The organism is Delftia sp. (genome assembly GCF_059499305.1).
Map to the genome: position 1 here is coordinate 845,447 of NZ_JCABYI010000030.1, position 23,983 is coordinate 869,429.

Consider the following 23,983-nt stretch of genomic DNA (forward strand, 5'->3'; position numbering starts at 1 on the left):
GCGTTAAGACGGGTTTAAGCCGCGCTTCTCATGCTGCCGGCCATGCCGACACCTGAACCCCGAGATTTTTCCGCCGCCCCTGCGCAGGGCCCCTCCTTCAAAAGCACCCTGCTGTGGACCCTGGCGGCGCTGGCCGTGGTCCTGGCCTGGGATGCCAGCGCCCTGGACCTGGCCATGGCCCGCTGGTTTGGCGACGCCGATGGCTTTGCGCTGCGTTCGGACTGGTTCTTCGTGAACATCGCCCACGAAGGCGCACGCCGCCTGGCCTGGCTGGTGGTGCTGGGCCTGACGCTGTGCGTCTGGCGGCCCATCGGCCCGCTGCGCCTGCTGCCTCACGGGCGGCGCGTGCAGCTGGTGGCGGGCATCTTGCTGTCGCTGGCCCTGATCTCGCTGCTCAAGTACACCAGCGCGACCAGCTGCCCCTGGGACCTGGCCGAGTTCGGCGGCGTGGCGCGCCACGTCTCGCACTGGTCGCTGGGCCTGGCCGACGGCGGGCCGGGCCGCTGCTTTCCCGCAGGACACGCCTCTGCAGGCTTCGCCTTTCTGGCCGGCTATTTCGCGCTGCGCCGCCATGCACCCCGCGCAGCCTGGATCTGGCTGGCCGTCTCGCTGGCCGCAGGCCTGTCAATGGGCCTGGCCCAGCAGATGCGCGGCGCCCATTTCATGAGCCACACGCTGTGGACCGGCTGGCTGTGCTGGACGGCGGGCTGGCTCTTCGACCTGGCGGTCACGCGTGCGCTGCGCACCCGGGACAGCGCGCCTGACTCCCTGTGGCCCGCCGCCAGCCTTCCGCCTTCCACTCCCTGATCAAGCGTTGCCATGCTGCCCCTGGACCCCGCCCTGTTCACGCTGCTGAACGCCAACGCGCAAACGCCCGCCATCTCGATCGAGGCGGCGCGCGCCATCTCCTCCTGGCTTCCCTCGCTGTGCGCCCTTCCCGTGATGGCCGGGCTGCTGCGCGGCTCGCCCGCCCTGCGCCGCACCCTGGTGCTGGCCCTGCTGTCCATGCTGGCCGCCTGGGCCGTGGCACGGCTGGTCCGCTGGGGCTTCCCGGCGCCGCGTCCTGCCCAGCTGGGCATGGGCGTGCAATGGGTGGAACACGCGCTGCGGTCCAGTTTTCCGAGCATGCACGCCACGGGCGCCTTTGCCCTGGCCCAGGCGCTGACCCTGGGCTGCACGCGCCACCGCCGCTGGGTCATGGTGTCCGCCTGGTCGCTGGCCCTGGGCATGGGCTGGAGCCGCGTGCACCTGGGCGTGCACTTCCCGTCCGATGTGGTCGGCGGTGCCATCGTGGGCATCTGCAGCGCCACCCTGGTCTGGCATGCTGCGCTGTGGCGCCGCCTTGCCGTCATGCCCAACCTGCTGCCCTACAACGCACGAACCCACTCAGGCAGGCCCCGATAGACCATGGCGAAGGCATAGCGCACGGCACATAAAACTGGCGCCCCCCAGAACGAGGGACACCGAGCAAGGGCCGCCCCGCCGCGAGGGTGTCGTCCCCCCCGCGTAGCGAGAGGGGGAAGGCGCGAAGCGCCTCAGGGGGTTAGTTCACACGACATATCTTCAGCATGTTCGTGCCACCGGGCTGGCCCATGGGCTCGCCGCAGGTGATGGCGTAAACATCGCCGCTTTGCACGATGTTGCGCGCGCGCAGATGGCCTTCGGCCTGGTCCAGCGCGGTGTCGCGGTCGGCGCTGGTGTCCATGAGCAGGGGGCGCACGTTGCGGTACATGGCCATCTTGCGCTGCGTGGAGATCTTGGGCGTGAGCGCGTAGATGGGGATGTGGATGCGGTGGCGGCTCATCCACAGCGCGGTGGAGCCGCTGTCCGTCATGGCGACGATGGCCTTGGCGCCCAGGTGGTGGGCCGTGAACAGCGCGCCGATGGCGATCGACTGGTCGATGCGCGAGAACTGGCGGCCGGTGAACTCGGCATCGCTGTCCGGGTCTTCGGCCGCTTCCGCGGCGGCGCAGATCTTGGCCATTTCCTGCACGGTCTCCAGCGGGTACCTGCCGGCGGCGGTCTCGGCGCTGAGCATGACGGCGTCCGTGCCGTCCAGCACGGCGTTGGCCACGTCGCTGACCTCGGCGCGCGTGGGCACGGGGTTGGTGATCATGCTTTCCATCATCTGCGTGGCGGTGATCACGAACTTGTCCATGTCGCGCGCCATGCGGATCATCTTCTTTTGCAGCGCGGGCACGGCCGCGTTGCCCACTTCCACGGCCAGGTCGCCGCGCGCCACCATGATGCCGTCGGAGACATGCAGGATCTCTTCCAGGCGCGGAATGGCCTCGGCGCGCTCGATCTTGGCAATCAGGCCGGGCTTGTGGCCGTACTGGGCCGCAGCCACGTTGCACAGCTGGCGCGCCATCTCCATGTCGGTGGCGTTCTTGGGAAAGCTCACGGCCACGTAGTCGGCCTGGAAGCTCATGGCGGTCTTGATGTCCTCCATGTCCTTGGCCGTCAGCGCCGGGGCCGTCAGGCCGCCGCCCTGCTTGTTGATGCCCTTGTTGTTGGACAGTTCGCCGCCGAGCTTGACGGTGGTGTGCACCTCGTCGCCACGCACATGGTCCACGGTGAGCACGATCAGGCCGTCGTTGAGCAGCAGCACGTCGCCGGGCTTCACGTCGCGCGGCAGTTCCTTGTAGTCCAGGCCCACGCCGTTGATGTCGCCGGGCTCGGTGCGCGACGCGTCGAGCACGAAGCGCGCGCCGGGCTCCAGCATGACCTTGCCTTCGGCGAACTTGCCGACGCGGATCTTGGGGCCCTGCAGGTCGGCCATGATGGCCACCTCGCGGCCTGCGCGCTGGGCCGCCTCGCGCACCATGGTGGCGCGGTCGATGTGGTCCTGCGCCTTGCCGTGGCTGAAATTCAGGCGCACCACGTTGACGCCTTCGCGCACCATCTGTTCCAGCAGTTGCGGGTCGCTGGAAGCGGGGCCCAGGGTGGCGACGATCTTGGTGGCACGGCTCACTTGCATGGAATGTCTCTCGCTCAGGGTTTGTAATCGGGTTTCAATTCTCACACGAATGCGGTTACATGAAGGCAACATTCCGGCATGCGGTGCGGGCCTGAAGACCCCGCGTCCCGAGCCTGCGCAAGGGGGCGGCCGGATGCCGTTGCCATCGCCGAACACTGCGGTGCACTGCCTTTGCCGCTATTGCTTTTGATGCTGCACGGCAGCATTCCCGGCAAAGGCGCTGTGCCATGCCGGTCTCCTGTGAAAGCAGTTTTGCCCGCCGCGTTCGCAATGCTCACCGCGCCGCAGGACACCACAGAATCAGACTGGTCTACATTGACGCGGCCCGCCCCTGCTTCCTAGCATCGCCTTCATATTCCTGTGGTCCACCCGGCCCGCAGGCCGCAGCCAGAACATACGGTTCCCCTTGGTTTCGCATGCTCAGCCAGTCCATCCACAGCTTTGCCATGCCACCAGGAAATCCACCATGCTTGACCGCAGACGCTTTGTTCTGACCACCCTGGCCTCCCCGGCGCTGACCGCCTGCGGCGCGGGTGGCGATGTTGCCGCCAACCGCTATGTCCAGACTCCCCTGCTCGCCAGCCATGCGCGCTACGGCGCGCGCTTCACGCAGCCCGGCTTCGTCAACGGCTGGGGCATCGCCATCCGCCCGGCCGGCGCGGGAGGCCATTTCTGGATTGGCGGCGGGGGCACGTCCTGGCAGTTCATCGGTGACGTGGCTCGCTCGGCCGATCCCGGGATGCGCGCCCTGCACCAGGACGGCCTGCGCGAAGTGGCCGTTCCGCGCTCCGATGCCCTGACCGGCGATGACAGTGCCGGCAAAGTCACCGGCGTGGTCTACAACGGTGCGCCCCTGGACTCGCAGCTGCTGCGGGTCCGGCAGCAGCCTGCCGCCGGACGCCTGCTCGAGGGCTCGGCCCGCTTCGTCTTCGTGACCGACAGCGGCAGCGTCAGCGCCTGGACGGAGCGCGATGCGCAGACGGGCGCCATCGTCCGGGTGGATGGCCCTGCGGTGGAAATGTTCAATGGCGCCGACCAGGGCATGGCTTTCTTCGGGGCCGCCATCCACACGGGCCGCTGGGACCGCGTGTGGATGGCCGACTTCGGCGCCCGGCCCCAGATCCGCACGCTGGACGCGCAGTGGCAACTGGTGCCCACCCAGGGCTTCGCCAACCCGTTCGCATCAGGCGCGGCAGGCGAGGCCCGGCCCGGTGATCCAGTGCCCTTCAACATCCAGGTCGTCAACGACGGCCGCCGCGACCGCGTGTTCGTGCTCTATGCGATCAGCCAGCCCGACCCGGACGATCCCCTGGCGTTCCATGCCGGCGAGGAGGATGCTCTGGACGCAGCCGCAGAAGCGGCCAGCGGCAACCGGCCTGCGCGCGGCAGGCTGGCCGAGTTCGACCTCGACGGCCGCCTGCTGCGCATCTATGAGGACGATGGACGCCTGAATGCGCCCTGGGGCGTGGCCATCGCTCCTGACGGCTTCGGCGCACTGGCGGGGCACCTGCTGGTCGGCAACTTCGGGGGAGCAGGCCGCATCTGTGCCTTCGACCTGTCCACGGGCCGCTATGTGGACGATCTGCGCGACGCGCAGCACCGCCCCGTGGCCATCCCCGGCCTGTGGGCCCTGCAGTTCGGCAACGGCGTGGCCCTGGGCGACAGCGACGCGCTCTACTTCGCCGCCGGCCCCGAGGACGAAACCGAGGGCCTGTTCGGCTCGCTGAGGCTTCTGTGACGCTTCATCCTGGCGGTGTCATTGCGCAGACGCCAGGCCTCACACCAGCCCGTGCGAGAGCAGGTAGGTGATGGCATGGGCCACCATGGCCGCCTCCAGGCCATAGCGCCAGAACAGGAAGCCGCCCACGGCGCCGTGGACGACCTCGAACAGCAGCAACTGCAGCACCAGCGCGTCCGACAGGCCGCCCCAGGTGCTCCAGGCCAGGGCCAGCTGCAGCATGCCCCACAGCAGGGCCGACAGCATGACGGACCACCAGCCCAGCGTCCATCCCGGGCGGCGGTCTGTGCGCCCGCTCAGCCGCCACAGCAGCCACATCACCAGCGTCATGCCGCCCAGCCGCATCACCAGCTCGGCCGTGATGCCCGCGTACAGCATCTTGGCGCCCAGCGGCATGGCGTAGACGGGGTCGATCAGGGTCAGGTCGTCGGGCCAGGCCAGGGCCAGGGTCACCAGCCAGGCCGCGCCCACCACGCCCCCGGCCAGCCCCGGCAGCGTGAGGTAGCGCACGGCGCGCTGGGGCGAACGCCCGGCCACCCAGGTGGTCAGCAGCGGTGCGGACAGGCCCAGCCGCGGCCCCAGCCACACGCCCACGCCCACGGGCAGGGCCAGCAGCGCGGCCATCACACCGATGCCGGTGAGCGGCGTGACCAGCGGCTCCACGGGCAGGCCCAGCATGCGCATCCAGTCGGGCAGCACGAACCAGGCCATGGCCGCCACGCCGGGCAGCCCCAGCAGCCAGAGCACCGTGAAGATGCGCCAGCTCAGCCGGGGCAGTGCGGGTGCGGCATAGGCCGATGGGGCGGGCATGAGAGTGGACACGGGGCCGGTGGTGGGCAGGCTGGCGTTGTCAGTCACGCATCAAGGCTTCTATCTCGTCGGGCTCCACGGGCACGCCGCGCGTGATCAGCTCGCAGCCGGTCTCGGTGACGATGGCATCGTCCTCGATGCGGATGCCGATGTTGTGGAACTGCTCGGGCACGCCGGCCGCAGGGCGCACGTAGATGCCCGGCTCGATGGTGGTGCACATTCCCGGACGCAGGATGCGGCTGGGGCGGTTGGTGATGGTCTCGCCCGACAGCGGGTCCTTGCGCTCGTGCGACTGGCCCAGCTCCGAAGGCTCCACATAGCTGCCGCAGTCATGCACGTCCATGCCCAGCCAGTGGCCGGTGCGGTGCATGTAGAACTGGAAGAAGGCGCGCTGCTCGATCACGTCCTGGGCATTGCCATAGACCTTTTTGTCCAGCAGGCCCAGATCCAGCATGCCCTGCGCCAGCACGGCCACGGTGGCGTCGTGCGGATCGTTGAAGCGCGCGCCGGCCCGCGTGGCCGCTACGGCAGCCTTCTGGCTTTCCAGCACCAGCTCGTAGAGCGCGCGCTGCGGGCCGGTGAAGCGGCCATCGGCGGGGAAGGTGCGCGTGATGTCGCTGGCGTAGCCGTCGAGCTCGCAGCCGGCGTCGATCAGCACCAGTTCGCCCGCGCGCACGGGGGCCTTGTCGGCCTGGTAGTGCAGCACGCAGGCATTGGCGCCGGCGGCCACGATGGAGCCGTAGGCCACGTACTGCGAGCCCTGCTGGCGGAATTCATGCAGCAGCTCGGCATCCAGGTGGTATTCACGCACTTCCTGGCCTGCGCGCAGCATGCGCGCCGAGCGCTGCATGGCGCGGATATGGGCCTGGGCGCTGATGGCGGCGGCGCGGCGCATGATGTCCTGCTCGTGGGCGTCCTTGACCAGGCGCATCTCGTCCAGCAGCGTGCACAGGTCGCCCTGCTCGGACGGGCACAGCGCGCCAAAGCGCACCCGTGCGCGCACCTGGCCCAGCCAGCCTTCCACGCGCACGGCCAGCCCTTCATGCGTGGCGAACGGATACCAGAGGCGGCCCCGGTTCTCCAGCAGGCGGGGCAGGCGCGTATCGATCTCGGCGCTGGAGAACGCCTGGCTCACGCCCAGCGTGGCCACGGCAGCCTCGGGGCCCAGGCGGATGCCGTCCCAGATTTCGCGCTCCAGGTCCTTGGGCTGGCAAAACAGCACGCTGGTGCCATCGGCGGCCAGTACCAGGCAGGCATTGGGCTCGGCAAAGCCGGTCAGGTAATAGAAATAGCTGTCGTGGCGGTACAGATAGCCGGTGTCCCGGTTGCGCTGGCGCTCGGGAGCGGTGGGAATGATGGCGATGCCGCCGGCGCCCAACTGGGCGGCCAAGCGTGCGCGGCGTTGGGCATAAACAGATGTCATGCAGCTATCGTACTGCCGTCCGGGGTTCTCCACAGTCCCCGGAACAGGGGAAGGAGGGGGGGCAGCCGGCCGGCGTCAGGTGGACTTCAGCGCAGACACCGTCACTGCCCCAGGGCGCGCCGATTCCAGGGCGCCTTCATCAGCATGCGCGCCAGTCCGCAAAAGCCGGTGGCACCAGCCACGATCAGACCGCAGCCCACGAAGGCCGAAAGCAGGTGCCACCACGGTGAAACCGTGGCACCGAGCACGGCGCCCAGCAGTGCCAGCCCGCCCGCACCCAGTTGCACCTGGCGCTGCAGCTCCAGCGGCTGGCGGCTGTCGTGCAGCACGGGCAGGCCTTCGGCCTTCCAGGCGTCCAGGCCGCCGTCGAGCACATGGCCGGCACAGCCGGGCGGCAAGGCAGCCGCCAGGGCCTGGGCGTTGAGCCGCGTGCGGTTGCCGGAACGGCAGTGAAAGACCACGGCGGCCGGCGCATCGCCCCAGGCCTGGGCGCCCAGGCGCTCCATGGGCATGCTGCGGGCGCCTGCCATGCGTTCGCGCGCATGTTCGTCGGGCGCGCGGATGTCGATGAGCCAGGCGCCTTGCGCCTGCAACTGGCGGGCGGCCTGGGCCGAGATGAGGGGAAGGGACATGGGACGACTCCTGGGGTGGGGGTTTTCAGGGACAGAAGATGCTCTTGAGTGCCGCCACCAGCTTTTGCGCATCGGGATCGGCGATGCGGTAGTACAGGGTCTGCGACTCGCGGCGGTAGGCGACCAGGCCCTCCTCGCGCATGCGCGCCAGATGCTGGGACAGGGCCGACTGGCTCAGCGGGATGCGCTCCAGCAGCCCGCCCACCGACAGCTCGCCATGCTCGATCAGCAGGCACAGCACCAGCAGGCGCCTCTCGTTGCCCACGGCGCGCAGCAGGGCGGCGGCGCGCGCCGCACCCTGCTGCAGGAAAGCCTGTTCGGAGGAGAGGATGGGTTGGTTCATGATTAAGAAAAATCTAATTTAGCAAATTCTAATATACTTGCCGGCAGGCTGCACTGGAGCCATCGACAAAGGAGTGCTTTCATGACCTCGCCGCTGCGCATCGCGCCATTCTTCGACGAAGCCACCCATACCGTGACCTACCTGGTCTGGGATGCGAACACGGGCGAGGCCGCCGCCATCGACCCCGTGCTCGACTACGACCATGCCAGCGGCCAGGCCCACACCGGCTCGGCCGATGCCGTGCTGGCCGCCGCGCAGGCCCAGGGCCTGCGCCTGCGCTGGATCCTGGAAACCCATGCGCATGCCGACCACCTCAGCGCGGCCCCGTACCTGCGCGAGCGCACAGGCGCCCCGATCGCCGTGGGCGAGCACATCCGCGAGGTGCAGCGCATCTTCCGCCCCGTCTTCAACCTGCCCGCGCCCGCCGGGGAGCCGCCTTTCGACCGACTGCTGGCAGACGGCGACAGCCTGCCCCTGGGCGGGCTGCGCATCGAGGTGCTGCACACGCCCGGCCATACGCCCGCCTGCGTGTCCTACCGCATCGAGGATGCGGTCTTCGTGGGCGATACGCTGTTCATGCCCGACTACGGCACGGCGCGCGCCGACTTTCCGGGCGGCGATGCGCGCACGCTGTTCCGCTCCATCCAGCGCCTGCTGGCCCTGCCGCCCGCAACACGCCTGTTCATGTGCCATGACTACAAGGCGCCGGGCCGCGACCGCCACGCCTGGGAAACCACCGTGGCCGACCAACGTGCCGGCAACGTGCATGTGCACGCGGGCGTGGACGAGGCCAGCTTCGTGGCCATGCGCAACCGGCGCGACGCCACGCTGTCGGCGCCCGCCCTGCTGCTGCCCGCCATCCAGGTCAACATGCACGCAGGCCATTGGCCCGAGGCCGAGGCCAACGGCGTGCACTACCTCAAAATTCCGCTGCGCATGAAGCATCGGCCCCAGGCAGCGGACGCGAAGCAGGCGTAGAGTCGTCCGTTGGCTCCCCCACCCCTCTTGCGACACCCCCAGGACAAAGGACCTTCCATGATCCACAGCGCCCATGCCACCAGCACGGACACCCCCTATCGCGTCACGCTTGGCGACCCCCAAGGCCACAGCTGGCATGTGGACGAGCCCGCGGACAAGGGCGGCGGCGACACGGCGCCCAACCCCCTGCAGCTGCTGCTGTCGGCCCTGGGCGCCTGCACCACGGTCACGCTGCAGATGTATGCGGCGCGCAAGCAGTGGAAGCTGGAGCAGGTGGATGTGCAATTGCGCCTGAACCCCGAAGGCACGCCGGCCAGCGGCAACCTGATCGAACGCCAGATCACCCTGCAAGGCGACCTGGACGACGAACAGCGCCAGCGCCTGCTGCAGGTGGCCGAGGCCTGCCCCGTGCACAAGCTGCTGGCCGGCGAAGTGCACATCCAGACCGCGCTGCAGCTGCCCGCCTGAGCGAAGGACTGGCCACCATGCAAAAGGCCCTGCGGCAGGTATGCCGCAGGGCCTTCGGAGTGGACGGGGACATGGCCGGCGTCAGGCTTCGCTGACCTCGATCTCCCCCGTATCGACATAGAGTTCGAACTCCCGCTTGGCCAGCGACACGGTGATCGGCTGATCCTCCTGGGTCCAGGACAGCACATAGCTTCCGATGGCCGTGGCCACCTGCACACGGGTGCCACGCGGAATGTCTTCCAATTGGCCATCGCCTACCCGGTGCTGCACATTGCCGGTGACCGTGGCTTCGAATTTCTCGGGGAATCGCTGGACTTCCACGGCGCTCTGGACCGCCTCTTCAGCGGCTTCGGCGTGCGTCTGTACGGATGTATTCATGGCGTTTTCTCCTGTAAGAGTGAGGCCGGCGCCCGCCAAAAGGACGGGCGCCGGGCCGTTCCTCGAATGTAAACAATGTTCCTGAGAATGCGCTGTCAGCGAACAGGCCCAATATCTGCGATCCTGGTTTGCCTGCTGCGCCGAGCTGCACGACACTGGTGGCCTCCCCCACGAACCAGGCCGATCCGCCCATGTCCGACACGTCCCCACCCAACTCCCAGCCCCAGCACCTTCCCACCCGCACCGCCGACGTGGGCGGCATTCCCATCCAGCGCGCCATTCCGCAGCGCGCCCTGCGCAAGGTCGGTGCCTGGTGCTTTCTCGACCACGCCGGCCCCGCCGATCCCGCGCCGCCCGGCATGCAGGTCGGCCCGCATCCCCATATCGGCCTGCAGACCTTCACCTGGATGATCCGCGGCGAAGTGCTGCACCGCGACAGCCTGGGCAACACCCAGATCATCCGGCCCGGACAGGTCAATCTGATGACGGCAGGCCACGGCATCGCCCATTCCGAGGAAAGCCAGACGCCCTCGCACATCCACGCCGCCCAGCTGTGGATTGCGCTGCCCGAATCGCACCGCAACGGTCCGCCTCGCTTCCAGCACTACCCCGAGCTGCCCAGGACCACGGTGGGGGACTTGACGGCCACGGTGCTGGCCGGCGAGGCGCTGGGCCTGACGTCGCCCGCCGAGGTGCACACGCCCCTGATGAGCGTGGACCTGCATGCGGACAGCGCACGCAGCGCCAATGCCGTCGCCACGTTGCCGCTGCGCGCCGATTTCGAGCATGCCGTGCTCAGCCTGGAAGGCGACGTGCGCGTGAACGGCCAGCCGCTGCCGGTGGAGGAATTGCTCTACCTGCCCCTGGGCACGCCCTCGGTCGCCATCGAAGCGGCGCCCGGCAGCCGCCTGCTGGTCATCGGCGGCGAGCCCATGGATGAAGCCATCTTGCTGTGGTGGAACTTCGTGGCGCGCACGGGAGAGGAAATCGCCGAGGCCCGCGCGCAGTGGGAGGCCGAGACCCGGCAGCCCGCCACTGCGGCGCGCCGCTTCGGACCGCCGCTGGCTTCGCCCCTGGCGCCGCTGCATGCGCCTTCGCTGGACGGCGTGGTGCTGCGCGCCTCGCGCTGAAACGCGCCGTACCGCAGCCTTCGCGGCGATCGCCGCCCCAGCAAAAAGGCGCCCCGAAAGGGGCGCCTTGCCGTTGATGTTGCGGGAGTTTCGAGGGTCAGGCCGGGCTGGCCGCATCCACCTCGGTGCCATCTTCCACGCCGCGCACGCTCTCGCGGCCATGCTTGTCCTTGAGCTTGCCCAGATCGGTTTCCACCGCCCGCTTCAGCTTATCGATGGCGGCGTTGAAGGCGTCCTTGACCTTCTCGGCCTCGGCGTTCACGGCGATCGGCGGGCGTCCATTGGCCCGGGTCTCCAGAACGCAGCGCTTGCCGGGAGCCCCCGAGGTCTTGAGCGCATCGACACCCGTGAGGAACACCTCCACGCGCACCACATAGTCCTTCAATCTCGCCAGCTTGGCGTTGATTTCTTCCTGCGCCCATTGCGCCAAGGACTCGCCACCCTGGATCGAATCGTCGGCATGAACCTGAACTTGCATGCATATCCTCCTAGTCGCCAAAAGCCGCACCACCGGCGCGGCGGGGTTGTCGGGGCCATTGATGAACTGGCGAAACCATCGTAACGCCATGCGGGCTGCCTGCACAGCAAGTCGCACCCTGCGTCGTCAGGTTTTTCGCACTGCAGCATCCGCAGTCCCCACCCTGCCTACAGGCTACACCCAGAGGGGCGACGCCGGGTTCAGCGCGCTGAAGAAGCTTGAGATGCCTCAAGACAACTCTTGCATTCACCTACACCTATTTGCGGTGATGGCCCTGCGCCGGTCGCGGGCGTTCAACCCCTTCCTACAGGTCGCAGGCACGATTGGGCTTACAACGTGACCATCAGGACTTTCCCCTTGCCCCCCACCCCATGAGCCCACTTGCCTCACGCCGCCTCAAGATCGGCCTTTCGGCCTGTTTCTCCCATGCGGACCCGCAGCGTCCGCTTTTCACGGGCAAGACGCTGCAGTACGTGGAGCAATCGATAGCGCACTGGATCATGTCGGCCGGCGCCATGGTGGTGATGGTGCCCTGCCCCACAGGCGAGACCGCGCGCGGCGATGTGACGCTGGAGCACTATGCCGAGTGGCTGGATGGCGTGGTCATGCATGGCGGCGCCGACGTCTGGCCCGGCAGCTATGGCGAGGAACCCATGCGCCCCGAATGGCTGGGCGACCGCGTGCGCGATCTCTACGACCTGGCCGTGGTCGAGGCGTTTTCCCAGGCCGGCAAGCCCATCTTCGGCGTCTGCCGCGGTCTGCAGCTGATCAACGTGGCCTTCGGCGGAACGCTGTACCAGGACATCGAGACCCAGGTGCCCGGCTCGCAGCTGCACCGCAATCCCACCGAGTACGACCGCCACTACCACGACATCGCCATCGTGCCCGGCAGCCGGCTGGAGGCGCTGTATCCCACGCTGGACCGCGCACGCGTCAACAGCATCCACCACCAGGGCATCAAGGACGTGGCGCCAGAGTTCGATGTCGAAGCCTGGAGCCTGCCCGACCGCATTCCCGAGGCCATCTTCCGCAAGCCCGGCACGCTCAAGAGCTATATCGCGGCCACGCAGTGGCACCCCGAATTCCAGTTCCGCAACCCCGACACCAGCACGCTGGATGACAGCGTGCTGCTGCGCGACTTCCTGGCCGCCTGCTCACGCGCCCGCGTGAGCCCGGCCGTGAGCCACAGCCCCTTCCAGATCCGCAACCGCGCAGCGCGCCTGCTGCGCCGCGCCTTGCTTCGCAGGCATTGACGGCCCGGCGCCGCCAAGCGCCTGCGCCACCACTTGCTGCAACTGCCCGCGCAGCCACGCATGGGCGGGATCGGCCTGGTGGCGCGCGTGCCAGATCATGAACATGGGCAGCGGCGGGCAGTCCATGGGCACCGCAACGCTGGCCAGCGATGACAGGGCCGTGCGGCCCAGCAGCGATGGCGCCGTCGCCAGCAGCGGCGTGCCGCGCACAAAGGCGGCCAGCGCCGCAAAGCCCGGCACGCGCACGGCAAAGCGGCGCTCCAGCCCGCGCGCCTGCAGTTGCAGGTCCAGGTCCAGCGCCTGGCGGTCGGCATAGGCCACGGTGGCGTGGTCGGCCTGCAGATAGTCGGCCAGGCTGGCCGGCGGCTGTCGCACGGCGCTGTCATAGAAGACGGCGTACTCATCGCTGAACAGGCGCTTTTGCACGATGTCCGTGGCATCGGGCGGGCGCGGGCTGATGGCCAGCAGGCAGGCGTCCGAGCGCAGCAGTTCGGCATCGGGCGCGCCGCTGTCGATCACGCGCAGCACCGTCCGGGGCGCGGCTGAGCGCAGGCGCCGGGCCAGTGCGGGCAGCAGCAGCTCGCGCTGCAGGTCGTTGGCGGCAATGGTGATCTCGGCACGCCAGTGCGCGGGGTCAAAGCTGGGCCCCTGGCCGAACTGCTGCATCTGCCGCAGCAGCTCGCGCGCAGGGCCCTGCAGCGCCAGTGCATGGGCCGTGGGCGCAATGCCCCGCCCCTGCCGCACGAACAATCGGTCGCCCGTGATGGCGCGCAGCTTGTCCAGCAGATGGCTGACGGCCGATTGCGTCACGCCCAGGCGCTGCGCCGCCGCCGTGACGCTGCCGGTCTCCAGCACGGCCAGCAGCAGTTGCAGCAGCCTGCCATCGAGCTGCGATCCATCGATTTGTCTCATGCATTCCATGATTGGCCGCCGCTTTATCTTTGGCAACGCGGGCCGGACACTGCCGCTGATCCAACGCAAATACCGGAGACAAAACATGGCCGATCAGCCGCAGATTCCCGGCACCACCCTGTTCGACGGCAGGCAGGCCCGCAAGGGCTATGCGCTCAACAGCATGTGCTTTTCCTTCAACGAGCTGGCCAACCGCCAGGCCTTCCTGGCCGACGAAGAGGCCTATATGCGCAGCTACGGGCTGAACCAGGAGCAGGCCGAGGCCGTGCGCGCGCGCAACGTGCTGCAGATGATCGCGGCCGGCGGCAACGCCTACTACCTGGCCAAGCTGGCCGGCATCTTCCACCTGGACATGCAGGACATAGGCGCCCAGCAGACCGGCATGACCAAGGCCGAGTTCCAGGCCTTGCTGCGCTCGCACGCCTGAGCCCCGCCGCAGACCACACGCAAGACACAGTACAGGAGACACCCACCATGGCACATCTCATCGGCGGCCTCGGCACCTCGCACATTCCCGCCATCGGCAACGCCATCCACAAGGGCCTGCAGAACGAGCCGTACTGGAAGCCCTTCTTCGACGGCTTCCCGCCCATCCGCGAATGGCTGGCCGCCCAGCGCCCCGACGTGGTGGTGGTGTTCTACAACGACCACGGCCTGAACTTCTTCCTCGACAAGATGCCCACCTTCGCCGTGGGCGCGGCCGAGCGCTACTGCAACGCCGACGAAGGCTGGGGCATTCCCACGCTGGCACCGCTGCGCGGCCACGCGGAGCTGTCATGGCACCTGATCGAGTCCCTGGTGGGCGAGGACTTCGATGTGGTCAGCTGCCAGGAGATGCTGGTGGACCATGCCTGCACGCTGCCGCTCAAGCTGTTCTGGCCCGAGGGCGACTGCCCGGTGGCCGTCGTGCCGGTGTGCATCAATACCGTGCAGTTCCCGCTGCCCTCGGCGCGCCGCTGCTATGCGCTGGGCCAGGCCGTGGGCCGGGCGATTGCGCGCTGGAACAGCGACCAGCGCGTGGCCGTCATTGCCTCAGGGGGCCTGTCGCACCAGCTCGATGGCGAGCGCGCGGGCTTCATCAACAAGGCCTTCGACCTGCAGTTCCTTGAAAGCATGGCCACCAATCCCGAATGGGCCACGCAGTTCAGCGTGCATGAACTCGTGGAAAAGACCGGCACCCAGGGCGTGGAACTGCTGATGTGGCTGGCCATGCGCGGCGCCCTGTCCGCGGCTGCGCCCGGCGTGCGCCGCGTGCACGGCAACTACCACATACCGATCTCCAACACCGCCACGGCGCTGCTGGCGCTGGAGGCGGTCTAGTCGGAAACACAAAGGCCGCCGGGCATGCCAGGCGGCCTTTGTGCTCTGCGTAGCCGTGCGGACCGGGTGTACCCGGCCCTGCCTCTCAATGGTGGTGGCCGTGGCCGCCGTGCACGTGGCGGTGCTCGATTTCCTCGGGCTTGGCCGCGCGCACTTCGGTGACCTTGCAGGCAAAGTGCAGCGCCATGCCGGCCAGCGGGTGGTTGCCGTCGAGCAGCACCACGGGGCCCTTGATCTTGACCACGTGGTAGATCTGAGGCTGGCCCTGGTCATCCGTGCCGCGCAGCTGGCCGCCCACCTTCACGCCGGGCGGGAACTCGCCCTTGGGGATGGTGCGGGTCAGGCTCTCGTCGCGCGCGCCGAAGGCGTCTTCCACGGCCAGGTCCACGGTCAGCGTGTCGCCCACGGCCTTGCCGTCCAGGGCGGCTTCCACCTTGGCGAAGATGTTGTCGTAGCCGCCATGCAGATAGGCCACATCGCCCTTGTCGAGCAGCTTGCCCAGCTTGTCGGTGATCTTGTAGTTGATGGTGACGGCGGTGTCTTTGGTGATGTTCATGGCAAAGGCCTTGGAAAACCGCAGCGCAAAAGGCGCGCCGCGCAAAGCCGCCATTGTCGGCGACCTGGGGCATTCCAGCGTCGGGACCGGGGGTTCACCGGCTGCCCAGCCTCAGCCCAGGCACTCGCGCGCGCATTCGAGCAGGCTGCGCGCCCAGCGCGCGCGGGCCGAGGTGTTCAGCCACAGCAGGCCGACCTTGCGCGCATCGGCAGGCCGGGGGCCCTCGCCGCCGGCCTGATCGGGCAGCGCCAGCACCCGCACGTCGCGGCCCTGGGAGAGCACGGGGCCGATGTCGGGCACCAGGCCCACGCCCAGCCCCTGGTCCACCATCATGGCCACCGCCAGCACCGAGTTCAGCTCCATGCGCTCCAGCGGCGCAATGCCCTGGGAGCGCAGATAGCGGTCGGCCAGCCGGCCACCGGCCAGGGAGCGGTCGTAGCGCACCAGGGGCCGGGTGCGCAGCAGGGCCAGCGGGTCCTGCTGCGCGTCGCGAGCGCGGCACAGCACGACCAATGGCTCCTGGCGCAGCTCGGCCCAGCACACGGTCTTGGGCAGGTCGAACGAGGGTTGCAGGCAGATCAGCACGTCCAGCTCGGACTGGACCAGGGCCGTGTACAGCTCGGGCGTGAGGCCGGCGCGCACGCTGATGCGCACCTCGGCGTGGCGCGCCACGAAGGCCCGCATCACGGCGGGCACAAAGCCGTGCAGCGCCGTGTTCACGGTGCCCAGCCGCAGCTCGCCGCCGTCCGCGTCCGAGGCCACCCATTCGCGCAGGCCCTCGAAGTCCTGCAGCAGCTGGCGGCCGCGCTCGAACAGCCGCTCGCCCGCCTCGGTGGCGCGCACGCTGCGGCCATGGCGCACCAGCAGCGGCGCGCCCAGCTCGCCCTCCAGCACGCGCATTTGCTGGGCAATGGCCGAGGGGCTCAGATCCAGCTGGCGAGCGGCTTCGGACATGGAGCCGGTGTCCACTACTCTCAAGAAATTGTGTATGTATCTCACGTCCATTTCACACATTTTCTTGAATCACAACGCAGATGCAACTGCTGTTTTCCCAGGCTGCGCTGCACCACACTGCGTGACAACGACTATTTCAGGAGACAGACGCATGGATTCCCGGCCCACCGCTCAAACCGCTCAAGCCTCTCAGACCTCTTTGCCGCGCCGGATGTGGCTGTCCACCGCCGCCGCCGCGCTGGCCGCCTATGCGCTGCCGGCCTGGGCCCAAAAGCGCGGCAGCCGCCTGGTGGTGCCGTTTGCGCCGGGCGGCGGCAACGATGTGTTCGCGCGGCAGATGGCGCATGGCCTCAACGAGTCCTTCGGCTACGGGATGATCGTGGAGAACAAGGCCGGCGCGGGCGGCAACCTGGGCACGGAAGCCGTGGTGCGTGCAGCCGGCGACGGCGGCACCTGGCTGCTGGGCCATACGGGCACGGTGTCCATCAATCCCTCGCTGTACCCGGGCCTCAAGTTCAATGCGGCCACCGATCTGCAGCCGGTGGCCATGTTCGCATCGTCGGCCCTGCTGCTGGTGGTGCCGGCTTCCTCGCCCGTGCGCAGCGTGGCCGACCTGGCCGAGCAGATGCGCAAGCGCAGCGGCGAGATGAACTACGCCTCCAGCGGCTCGGGCACGGGCGGCCACCTGACGGGCGAGATGTTCGCCCATGCGCTGGGCGCCAAGGCCATCCATGTGCCGTACAAGGGCACGGCCCCATCGCTGACCGACCTGGTGGGCGGCAATGTGGACTTCAGCTTTGGCGTGATTCCCGCGGCCATGGCCCTGGTGAAGGCCGGCAAGCTGCGCGCCCTGGCCGTGACCGGCGCCAAACGCCAGCCCCAGCTGCCCGACGTGCCCACGGTGGCCGAGTCCGGCGTGCGTGCGCTGGCCGACTTCGAGAGCTCGCTGACCTACGGCATCCTCGCGCCCAGGGGCACGCCTGCCGAGACGGTGCGCGCGCTGGGACGCGACATCCTCAAGGTGGCGTCTGCCGAGTCCTTCCAGTCGCGCCTGGGCATCGAGGGCGCCGTTCCGCTGCTGGGCGATGGCGCGCAGTACGCGGCCCGCATACAGGTGGAGAGCGCCAAGTGGGCGGCCGTGATCAAGGCCTCGGGCGCCACGGCCTGAGACCGGCAAGGACAGCATGTCATTGGTGAAGGACTATCTGGGCCCGGCCGACAGCGGCCACTGGTTTGCAGACGCGCGCTGGCTGGACGCGCTACTGCGCTTCGAGAGCGCGCTGGCCCAGGCCCAGGCCGACTGCGGCCTGGTGCCGCGCCCGGCCGCCGAGGCCATTGCGCGCGCCTGCGCGCAGGCGCCGCTCACGTGCGAAGGCGTGGTGGAGCAGGCGCGCGCCAGCGGCGCGCTGGGCCTGGCTGTGGTGCGGCCGCTGCAGCAGTGGCTGCAGGCCTACACCCCGGAAGGCCTGCCCTGGCTGCACTGGGGTGCGACCACGCAGGACGCCGTGGACACGGCGCAGGCCCTGCTCACACAGCAGGCCCTGCAGGCGCTGCTGGCCGAGCTGGACGCGCTGCAGTCCGCACTGCAGGCCCTGGCCCGCACGCACGCGGCCACGCCCATGCTGGCGCGCAGCCTGCTGCAGCCCGCGCAGATCACCAGCTTCGGATTCAAGTGCGCGCAGTCGGCTGCCGCCGTGGGCCGCAGCATCGAACAGTTTGAAAGGCTTGCCACCGCTGCGCTGTGCGTGCAATTGGGCGGCGCCGTGGGCAATGGCGCGGTGCTGGGAAGCCACCGTGCCGAGGTGGAGCAGGCACTGGCCCGGCGCCTGGGCCTGTCGGCCTGCGGCCGCAGCTGGCATACGCAGCGTGACGACTGGATGCGCCTGGCCATGGAAGCGGCTGTGTGCGGCGGCAGCCTGGCCAAGCTGGCCCGGGACTGGTCGCTGATGGCGCAGTACGAGGTGGGCGAGATCGCCGAGGCGCCGCGCGGCAGCACCTCCAGCGCCATGCCGCACAAGCGCAATCCCGTGCACCTGATGCAGGCGGTGGCACAGGCCCAGGCCATCCCCCAACTCGCGGCCCTGCTGCTGGGCTGCATGGCCCAGGCCCATGAACGCGCGCTGGGCGAGTGGCAGGCCGAGGTCGCGCACTGGCCCGACCTGTGGCGCCATGTGCATGGCGCCGCCGCCGCATTGCGCCAGGCCGCGCAGTCGCTGCAGGTGCTTCCGCAGCGCATGCTGGGCCATGTGCGGGGCCTGCAGGGACTGGTGTTTTCAGAGGCCTGCGTGCACGCCATGGCGCACTGGACAGGCAAGCCCGAGGCCCTGGCCGCCGTGGAGCTGCTGGCCCCGCAGGCGCTGGAGCAGGGACGCGAGCTGCGCCTGCTGCTGGCCGAATGGGCCGCGCCCCGGCTGGACGCAGCAGCCCTGCAAGCGCTGCAAGATGCGCTGGCCCGGGCCTGCGACCCGGCACGCGCCGTGCAGGCATCGCATGATGCGTGCCTGGCGCTGCTGGCAGCGCCGCAGACCCACGCCAACGCCCATGCCCATGCTTGACACAGGAACCCCCGCCATGACCGAACCTTCCGCCGACGCCCTGCAGCGCGGCCTTGCCAACCGCCGCCGCGTGCTGGGCGATGAATGGGTGGACCAATCCGTGGCGCGCGCCAACGAACTGAATGTGGAGTTCCAGCGCATGATCACGGCCTATGCCTGGGACGGCATCTGGAGCCGCCCCGGCCTGGAGCGCCGCACGCGCCGCATCATGGTGCTGGCCATCACGGCCTCCATGGGCCGCTGGGAAGAGTTCGAGCTGCACATCCGCACCGGCCTGCTGGCCGACCCGGCCGATGCCGAGGCCGCGCCGCTGGACCTGGACACCATCCGCGAAGTGCTGCTGCAGACCGCCGTCTATGCCGGCGTGCCCGCAGGCAACACCGGCATGGCCATCACGCTGAAGATCCTCAAGGAGCTGGGGCGCACGCCCGCGCCGGCCAGCTTTCATCCACCCTCAGACACGGCCTGACACGGCCTGACGCGGCCTGACCGGACTCAGGCGGCCGGCGGCTGTTCCTCGGCCGCAGCGCCCGGGTAGCGCGCAAAGCGCCGGTTCTCTGCGCCATGCACCGGGTCCTGCTCGGCCCAGGGCCATCCGCCGAACTGGGTGCGCCGGTAGTCCTGCATGGCCTGCATGATTTCCTGCTGCGTGTTCATCACGAAGGGGCCGTACTGCGCCACGCTCTCGCCAATGGGGCGGCCCTGCAGCACCAGGCATTCCACGGCGTCGGCGCCGCTGTTGTGCAGCTCCCAGTCCTGCGTGGCATCCACATGCAGGGCCGCATGCTGGGCCAGGGCCGTGGGCCCGACCTGCAGTGCCTGGCCTGCAAAGAAATACAGCATGCGTTGCGTGTCCGCACCGGCTGCGCGCGGCAGCGTCCAGCGTGCGCCGGGCTCCAGGCGCAGCGTCCAGATGGCCACGTCGCCCTCGGGTTGCGAGGCCCAGGATTCGGGCGGCGGAGGCAGGGCGGCCGCCGTGCCGGGCAGGCTGCCTGCGACCACGGTGACCACGGTCCTGCGGCCTGCGGCATCCGCATGCTCCAGGCGGGGGATGCGTTCGTTCCAGAACATGGTGAAGTGCGGCTCCACCATCTTGGAGCGCGCAGGCAGGTTCAGCCAGATCTGGAACAGCTCCAGCGGATTGGGCGCGTCGCTGTTGAGCAGCGGGAACATCTCCGAATGCTGGATTCCCTTGCCGGCCGTGAGCCACTGCACGTCGCCGCCGCCAAAGCGCGCGGCCGCGCCCAGCGAATCGGAATGGTCGATCAGGCCCTTGCGCACCAGGGTCACGGTCTCGAAGCCGCGGTGCGGGTGGCCGGGAAAGCCCGGCACGCCATCTCCGTGGTACATGGAAAAGCCGTCCTTGCGGCTGAAGTCGCTGCCCATCTGGCGGCCTTCCAGGTCCACGGCCTGCACGCCCAGTCGGCCATCGCTGGGCGGATAGGCATCGTCATGGTGGGCACAGAACAGGAAGGGGTCCATGGTGGGCCACAGCGGGCCCAGCGGCTGGCTCTGGAGGACGGGGGTGGTGGCTGCGGTCATCGTGGCTCCTGTGAGGCTGCGCCCGCAAGAAAAAAGGGGGCGCTGCATTCTCGGACAGATGCGGCCCCCGCGCCCGTTTTGAAAGCCACCATGGCTGGGACAGTGCGGCCCAGGAATGCAACGCCCGCCGGCTCAGTTGCGCGGCGGCGTCACCAGGCCCTTTTGCACGGCCGGGCGCGCTACGAAGGCGGCCAGCACGCGCTGCAGCTCGGGAAAGCGCTCCCAGCCCAGCAGTTCGGCCGCGTTGTAGCCCTGCTCCACCACCATGTTGCGCACCCAGGGCCACAGGGCGATGTCGGCAATGGTGAACTGCTCGCCCATCACCCAGGCGCGGCCTGCGAGGCGGCGCTCCAGCACACCCAGCAGGCGCACGGACTCGTTCACGTAGCGGTCGCGCGGGCGCTTGTCCTCGAAGTCCTTGCCCGCGAATTTGTGGAAGAACCCCAGCTGGCCGAACATGGGGCCGACGCCACCCATCTGGAACATCAGCCACTGCAGCGTTTCATAGCGCGCGGCCGGGTCGGCGGGCAGCAGCGGGCTGCCGGACTTCTCGGCCAGGTAGACCAGGATGGCGCCCGACTCGAACAGCGCCAGCGGCTTCCCGCCCGGACCCTGCGGGTCCAGGATGGCCGGGATCTTGTTGTTGGGAAAGGTGTCCACGAACTCGGGCGAGAGCTGGTCATTGCTCTCGAAGCCCACGCGGTGCGCCTCATACGGCAGGCCCATCTCCTCCAGAGCGATCGACACCTTGACGCCGTTGGGCGTGGGCAGGGAATACAGCTGGATGCGGTCCGGCTGCATGGCCGGCCACTTGCGCGTGACGGAAAAGGCGGAAAGCGGATTCTGTGGAGTCATGGGGCACCTTGAAGGCTGGACGGGTTCGCCAAGAAATCGATGGCCGCTGCATCGTAGCGTTCGGCGCCCAGCCATGCTTGGCACGCCAAATAACGGCGGACCCGGCCCTGCCGCCGGGTCATGACAACCCACGCAGATTGCATGGCCAGTCTCCCCGCTCGCCGCCATGCACCGGCTACCGAGGCGCTCGGATGGAGGCGCACGGCTGAACCGTGCATCGCCCGCCCGGCCCAGCTCTCAGCGCGGCGCGACGGGCTTCTGGACCAGGGCCACGCTCAGGCCGTCCGGCGTCACCGTGATGGCGCCGGGCTCCATGTTCAGAGAGTCCATCAGGGCCAGGTCCTTGTCCTGCAGCTGGTAGAGCACGAGCTGGCCCAGCGCCTGCTCGGCCAGGGCGCTGGCGTAGGTGGTGATCATGTCGCTCATGGCGGGGGCCAGGTCGTTGATGACCAGGCTGTTGACCTTGATCTGGTGGGCGCGCAGCGTGCGGTCCGTGGGCTCGTAGCGCAGCGCGAAGTCCAGGTTCAGATGGCCGCCATAGGCTTGCTTGAGCACGGGTCCCGACAGATCGGCCTGCAACACCGCATTGAGCGCGTTGCGCTCGGGCAGCAATCCCAGCACCGGCGAATGCAGCTTGAGCTGCAGCATGCCGGCCACGGGGAATTGCCGTGGAAAGCGCTGGGCCACCACCTCCTGCAGCCTTTGCCGCGAAATCGAGACATTTCCAGGCCCGGACTTTCCCGAACATCCGGTCGCAGCCAGGCTGCAGCCCGTGGCCAGGACCATCAACAAAAAGCGGCGATTCATCACGACAGCACAAGCCCCAGAAAGCCCGACACGAAACCCTGAAGCGCCATGCATGCCATACGCATGGCGCTATGTTTTTTGAGATCGGCATTGTCCCGCCAGGGGCTATTCCCTGTCCCTGCAGTGGGTGTTGCCCGGCACGCGCGAAGGCGCTTCACAGCGAGTGCCCATCGGACATAGGCAGTACCGCCCTCCGTACGGAAACATCACCCAATCCTTCTGGCCGGCCCTCCCGCCCGCCCAGCTTTGCCGCGGCCTTGGGCACGGCCCTCCACCGGCGCATGAATCTATTCATATATTCATTCATTGATTTGCATAAATCATTGATTTTTAATAAATTATCCCTTATTTTTATTCATTCATCAATTGATTCCCATGGCCTTGGAAGACCTCTCCACCCAGGTACTGGCGGCACTGCGCCGCCAGGGCGGTGCGCTGGCGGCGCGCGAGCTGCAGCAGATGCTGGGCGTGAGCCAGCCCACCGTGTCGCGCGCGCTGGCGCCGCTGATCCGGTCGGGCCAGGTGCGCAAGGTGGGTGCGGCGCGCACGCAGCGCTATGTGCTGCCGCGCCAGGTGGCGGGCGTGGGCGCCGAGGTGGCCATCATGCGCGTGGATACCGAAGGCCACGCATCGCCCTTCGGCCGCATGATCGCGCTGCACGGCGGCGGCTTCTGGGTGGACGAGGCCGATGGCCTCAGCGAGCAGCACGACGGCCTGCCCTGGTTCCTGGACGACATGCGGCCCCAGGGCTTCATCGGCCGCACCTTTGCGCACAGCCATCCCGAACTGCAGTTGGGCGGCGACCCGCGCCAATGGGGCGAGGACGACGTGCTGCGCGCCCTGGCCCGATTCGGCGAGGACCTGCCGGGCAACCTCATCGTGGGCGAAGCCGCGTTCGAGCGCTTCCACACCCTGCCCGCCCGCGCGCTGCGCGCCGAGTCGCCGGCCGAGTATCCGCGCCTGGCCATGCAGGCCATGCAGGGCACGCATCCGGGCTCGTCGGCGGGCGGCGAGCAGCCCAAGTTCTGCTGCACCACGGCCGGGCGCAGCGTCATCGTCAAATTCTCCCCGGCAGGCGACGCGCCGGCCGAGCAGCGCATACGCGACCTGCTGGTCTGCGAACATCTGGCGCTGCAGACCCTGGCCGAAGACGGCCTGCCCGCCGCGCGCACGCGGCTGTTCATGGATGGCGGCCGGGCCTTTCTCGAATCGGAGCGCTTCGATCGCAGCCAGCCCGAGCCGGGCTGCGCACCGCCGCCGGACCGCAACCCCGGACGCATAGGCATGGTCTCCCTGCAGGTGCTCAATGCCCAGTACGTGGGCGAGGTGGACAACTGGGCCGCCACGGCCAGCCGCCTGGCGGCGCGTGGCCTCATCACCGAGACCGATGCGCGCAGCCTGCGCCTGCTCGAGGCCTACGGCCAACTCATCGCCAACACCGACCGGCACTACGGCAACATCTCCTTCGTGCTGCCGCAGCCGCAGGGCGACTGGGCGCTGTCGCCCACCTACGACATGCTGCCCATGCTCTACATGCCCATCAATGGCGAGATCGTGGAGCGCGACTTCAGCGCCCAGCCCCCGCGCCCCACGGCCGCCACGCTGGCCGAATGGCCGCGCGCCCAGGCACTGGCGCGGCGCTTCTGGCGGGCCGTGGCGCAGGATGCGCGCATCTCCGGGGAATTCCGCAGTATTGCCGAAAGCAATCTTGATGCCCTTGCCGCTTGATTTTCAAGCACCTTCAATGGAATCAATGACACCACCTGTTGATAACCAATAGAAATCCTCTTGAAAAATCTGTGCATATTGGCTGGAAAAACCTCTGCACAAACTGTTATCCATCTGCGGAGAACCGGCCATCCACAGCCTCG

At 68.7% G+C, this 23,983-nt stretch carries 26 protein-coding genes; 13 read left to right on the forward strand and 13 right to left on the reverse strand.

What is annotated here, in order from left to right; translation table 11 throughout:
- The first annotated feature begins 30 nt into the window (after positions 1-30).
- Both AC5I49_RS20475 and AC5I49_RS20480 read left to right on the forward strand, forming a co-directional pair.
- Entirely contained in the window at positions 31-807 is a 777-nt protein-coding gene (locus AC5I49_RS20475; protein WP_495789810.1) for a phosphatase PAP2 family protein, read from the forward strand.
- 12 nt (positions 808-819) lie between these two features.
- On the forward strand, positions 820-1,404 hold the full coding sequence (locus AC5I49_RS20480) for a phosphatase PAP2 family protein (protein WP_126311134.1): 585 nt from the start codon (positions 820-822) through the stop codon (positions 1,402-1,404).
- Between the two features lie 139 nt (positions 1,405-1,543).
- Here AC5I49_RS20480 and pyk read toward each other — a convergent pair whose 3' ends face one another.
- Positions 1,544-2,980 carry a pyruvate kinase gene (pyk, locus tag AC5I49_RS20485; RefSeq protein WP_016449840.1) on the reverse strand — a complete coding sequence of 479 codons (1,437 nt, stop codon included), beginning with the start codon at positions 2,978-2,980 and terminating at the stop codon, positions 1,544-1,546.
- 466 nt (positions 2,981-3,446) lie between these two features.
- Here pyk and AC5I49_RS20490 point away from each other — a divergent pair, with 466 nt between their 5' ends.
- Positions 3,447-4,718, forward strand: coding sequence for a TIGR03118 family protein (locus AC5I49_RS20490; protein WP_495789811.1), 1,272 nt, complete (start codon positions 3,447-3,449; stop codon positions 4,716-4,718).
- A gap of 39 nt (positions 4,719-4,757) precedes the next feature.
- Here the strand turns inward: AC5I49_RS20490 and AC5I49_RS20495 are convergent, their stop codons facing one another.
- The 4 genes from AC5I49_RS20495 to AC5I49_RS20510 all read right to left on the reverse strand — a co-directional run bounded on the left by AC5I49_RS20495 (position 4,758) and on the right by AC5I49_RS20510 (position 7,926).
- Positions 4,758-5,576 (reverse strand): hypothetical protein, encoded by an 819-nt coding sequence (locus AC5I49_RS20495; RefSeq protein ID WP_016449842.1) that lies wholly within the window; start codon positions 5,574-5,576, stop codon positions 4,758-4,760.
- Positions 5,569-6,951 (reverse strand): aminopeptidase P N-terminal domain-containing protein, encoded by a 1,383-nt coding sequence (locus AC5I49_RS20500; protein WP_016452064.1) that lies wholly within the window; start codon positions 6,949-6,951, stop codon positions 5,569-5,571. Before AC5I49_RS20500 ends, AC5I49_RS20495 begins: the two co-directional genes overlap by 8 nt.
- A 101-nt stretch (positions 6,952-7,052) precedes the next feature.
- Entirely contained in the window at positions 7,053-7,583 is a 531-nt protein-coding gene (locus AC5I49_RS20505; protein WP_017404647.1) for a rhodanese family protein, read from the reverse strand.
- 25 nt (positions 7,584-7,608) lie between these two features.
- On the reverse strand, positions 7,609-7,926 hold the full coding sequence (locus AC5I49_RS20510; RefSeq protein ID WP_017404646.1) for an ArsR/SmtB family transcription factor: 318 nt from the start codon (positions 7,924-7,926) through the stop codon (positions 7,609-7,611).
- 81 nt (positions 7,927-8,007) lie between these two features.
- Here AC5I49_RS20510 and AC5I49_RS20515 point away from each other — a divergent pair, with 81 nt between their 5' ends.
- Both AC5I49_RS20515 and AC5I49_RS20520 read left to right on the forward strand, forming a co-directional pair.
- The gene (locus AC5I49_RS20515) at positions 8,008-8,904 is read left to right on the forward strand and encodes an MBL fold metallo-hydrolase (RefSeq protein WP_017404645.1); all 897 of its coding nucleotides are present in this window, start codon (positions 8,008-8,010) and stop codon (positions 8,902-8,904) included.
- Positions 8,905-8,961: 57 nt separating this feature from the next.
- On the forward strand, positions 8,962-9,372 hold the full coding sequence (locus tag AC5I49_RS20520) for an OsmC family protein (RefSeq protein ID WP_244387624.1): 411 nt from the start codon (positions 8,962-8,964) through the stop codon (positions 9,370-9,372).
- Between the two features lie 81 nt (positions 9,373-9,453).
- Here the strand turns inward: AC5I49_RS20520 and AC5I49_RS20525 are convergent, their stop codons facing one another.
- Complete coding sequence (locus AC5I49_RS20525) at positions 9,454-9,750, reverse strand: hypothetical protein (RefSeq protein ID WP_016449848.1); 297 nt, start codon at positions 9,748-9,750, stop codon at positions 9,454-9,456.
- A 191-nt stretch (positions 9,751-9,941) separates the two neighbouring features.
- On the opposite strand from AC5I49_RS20525, the gene AC5I49_RS20530 reads away from it, so the two are divergent.
- Positions 9,942-10,880 (forward strand): pirin family protein, encoded by a 939-nt coding sequence (locus AC5I49_RS20530; RefSeq protein WP_209799305.1) that lies wholly within the window; start codon positions 9,942-9,944, stop codon positions 10,878-10,880.
- A gap of 97 nt (positions 10,881-10,977) precedes the next feature.
- On the opposite strand, the gene AC5I49_RS20535 is transcribed toward AC5I49_RS20530, so the two are convergent.
- Positions 10,978-11,358 carry an HPF/RaiA family ribosome-associated protein gene (locus AC5I49_RS20535; RefSeq protein WP_016449850.1) on the reverse strand — a complete coding sequence of 127 codons (381 nt, stop codon included), beginning with the start codon at positions 11,356-11,358 and terminating at the stop codon, positions 10,978-10,980.
- Positions 11,359-11,729: 371 nt separating this feature from the next.
- Here AC5I49_RS20535 and AC5I49_RS20540 point away from each other — a divergent pair, with 371 nt between their 5' ends.
- The gene (locus tag AC5I49_RS20540) at positions 11,730-12,611 is read left to right on the forward strand and encodes a gamma-glutamyl-gamma-aminobutyrate hydrolase family protein (protein ID WP_012202849.1); all 882 of its coding nucleotides are present in this window, start codon (positions 11,730-11,732) and stop codon (positions 12,609-12,611) included.
- On the opposite strand, the gene AC5I49_RS20545 is transcribed toward AC5I49_RS20540, so the two are convergent.
- Positions 12,513-13,532: a LysR family transcriptional regulator gene (locus tag AC5I49_RS20545; protein ID WP_495789812.1), complete on the reverse strand. Its 1,020-nt coding sequence runs from the start codon at positions 13,530-13,532 to the stop codon at positions 12,513-12,515. The two genes, AC5I49_RS20540 and AC5I49_RS20545, sit on opposite strands and share 99 nt — an antisense overlap.
- 76 nt (positions 13,533-13,608) lie before the next feature.
- Between AC5I49_RS20545 and AC5I49_RS20550 the strand changes: the two genes are divergently transcribed.
- Entirely contained in the window at positions 13,609-13,950 is a 342-nt protein-coding gene (locus AC5I49_RS20550; RefSeq protein ID WP_016449852.1) for a protocatechuate 4,5-dioxygenase subunit alpha, read from the forward strand.
- Between the two features lie 47 nt (positions 13,951-13,997).
- Entirely contained in the window at positions 13,998-14,843 is an 846-nt protein-coding gene (locus AC5I49_RS20555; RefSeq protein WP_016449853.1) for a class III extradiol dioxygenase family protein, read from the forward strand.
- Positions 14,844-14,928: 85 nt separating this feature from the next.
- Here the strand turns inward: AC5I49_RS20555 and AC5I49_RS20560 are convergent, their stop codons facing one another.
- Positions 14,929-15,399: an FKBP-type peptidyl-prolyl cis-trans isomerase gene (locus AC5I49_RS20560; RefSeq protein ID WP_034399899.1), complete on the reverse strand. Its 471-nt coding sequence runs from the start codon at positions 15,397-15,399 to the stop codon at positions 14,929-14,931.
- Positions 15,400-15,510: 111 nt separating this feature from the next.
- The gene (locus AC5I49_RS20565; RefSeq protein ID WP_212645185.1) at positions 15,511-16,404 is read right to left on the reverse strand and encodes a LysR family transcriptional regulator; all 894 of its coding nucleotides are present in this window, start codon (positions 16,402-16,404) and stop codon (positions 15,511-15,513) included.
- Between the two features lie 100 nt (positions 16,405-16,504).
- Between AC5I49_RS20565 and AC5I49_RS20570 the strand changes: the two genes are divergently transcribed.
- From AC5I49_RS20570 to AC5I49_RS20580, 3 genes are read left to right on the forward strand one after another with little or no spacing between them, the layout of a single operon-like run.
- A complete protein-coding gene (locus AC5I49_RS20570) occupies positions 16,505-17,521 on the forward strand; it encodes a Bug family tripartite tricarboxylate transporter substrate binding protein (protein WP_495789813.1) in 1,017 nt (338 codons plus the stop codon).
- 16 nt (positions 17,522-17,537) lie between these two features.
- Positions 17,538-18,908, forward strand: a complete 1,371-nt coding sequence (locus AC5I49_RS20575; protein ID WP_495789814.1) for a lyase family protein — start codon at positions 17,538-17,540, stop codon at positions 18,906-18,908.
- A 16-nt stretch (positions 18,909-18,924) separates the two neighbouring features.
- A complete protein-coding gene (locus tag AC5I49_RS20580) occupies positions 18,925-19,377 on the forward strand; it encodes a carboxymuconolactone decarboxylase family protein (protein WP_016452075.1) in 453 nt (150 codons plus the stop codon).
- Between the two features lie 26 nt (positions 19,378-19,403).
- Here the strand turns inward: AC5I49_RS20580 and AC5I49_RS20585 are convergent, their stop codons facing one another.
- The 3 genes from AC5I49_RS20585 to AC5I49_RS20595 form a co-directional block, all read right to left on the reverse strand.
- Complete coding sequence (locus tag AC5I49_RS20585; RefSeq protein ID WP_012202840.1) at positions 19,404-20,450, reverse strand: pirin family protein; 1,047 nt, start codon at positions 20,448-20,450, stop codon at positions 19,404-19,406.
- Between the two features lie 132 nt (positions 20,451-20,582).
- Positions 20,583-21,305 (reverse strand): glutathione S-transferase C-terminal domain-containing protein, encoded by a 723-nt coding sequence (locus AC5I49_RS20590; protein ID WP_016449860.1) that lies wholly within the window; start codon positions 21,303-21,305, stop codon positions 20,583-20,585.
- 237 nt (positions 21,306-21,542) lie between these two features.
- Positions 21,543-21,992, reverse strand: coding sequence for a DUF1439 domain-containing protein (locus AC5I49_RS20595; RefSeq protein WP_223275342.1), 450 nt, complete (start codon positions 21,990-21,992; stop codon positions 21,543-21,545).
- A gap of 495 nt (positions 21,993-22,487) precedes the next feature.
- On the opposite strand from AC5I49_RS20595, the gene yjjJ reads away from it, so the two are divergent.
- Complete coding sequence (gene yjjJ / locus AC5I49_RS20600) at positions 22,488-23,840, forward strand: type II toxin-antitoxin system HipA family toxin YjjJ (protein ID WP_016449862.1); 1,353 nt, start codon at positions 22,488-22,490, stop codon at positions 23,838-23,840.
- The last annotated feature ends 143 nt before the right edge of the window (positions 23,841-23,983 follow it).